Genomic DNA, 644 nt, shown 5'->3' with positions numbered 1-644 from the left:
GGCCGCTTCAATGGGTGAGTGCGACTCCCGAGGAGGGAGTTGCCGATGTTGTCTGCGTCGTTTCGAGCGGAGGTCATCGAGACAGTCATAGCGGGGAAGCCGGCGATGGTCGCTGCGCGAGAAGCAGGTATGAGCTGTTCCCGGCTGAGGAAGTGGCTGCGGCAGGCTGGGGTGATGCTCAAACGCGGAATGCCCAGCAGTCACGCCTCGTCCTCGGTCATCCTCCCTCCGTCTGCGGAGAGTTTCGGCGCGGCATCGGGGCATGGGCGTAGGCTCCAGCTCGCTGACCGGGTGCTCATCGAGCTGGGCATCGTCCAGGGCCGCAGTTCTGGCGAGATCGCGTCTGGCCTGCGGGTGCATCGCTCGACCGTGTTCCGCGAGATCGCTCGTCACAGCCTGATCGCGGAGGACGGCCGGTGGGGCCATGACGATGCTCATTACAGTGCCGCGCTGGCACAGTTCTGGGCTGATCAGGCCCGGGCGCGTCCGAAGGCGTTCAAGCTCGAGACCCTGCCGTTGCTGCGCCGGGTGGTCGTGGCGCTGCTGGATCAGAAGCTGTCTCCGCAGCAGGTGAGCGTGCGTCTGCGGCGGTTGTTCCCGGACGATGAGGACATGCAGATCAGCCACGAGACCCTCTACCAGGC

1 protein-coding gene is annotated in these 644 nt (G+C 65.7%); it reads left to right on the top strand.

Features of this window, described 5'->3' with window-relative positions; genetic code table 11:
* Positions 1-291 precede the first annotated feature (291 nt).
* On the top strand, positions 292-644 hold a 353-nt coding region (locus L3K22_RS16645), incomplete at its 3' end, for a transposase (RefSeq protein WP_373318081.1).

This window comes from Brachybacterium atlanticum (genome assembly GCF_025669985.1).
In the GTDB taxonomy this organism is placed as follows: domain Bacteria; phylum Actinomycetota; class Actinomycetes; order Actinomycetales; family Dermabacteraceae; genus Brachybacterium; species Brachybacterium conglomeratum.
Note: the sequence above shows the minus strand (reverse complement) of the source record. Positions and strands in the feature narration are given on the sequence as shown.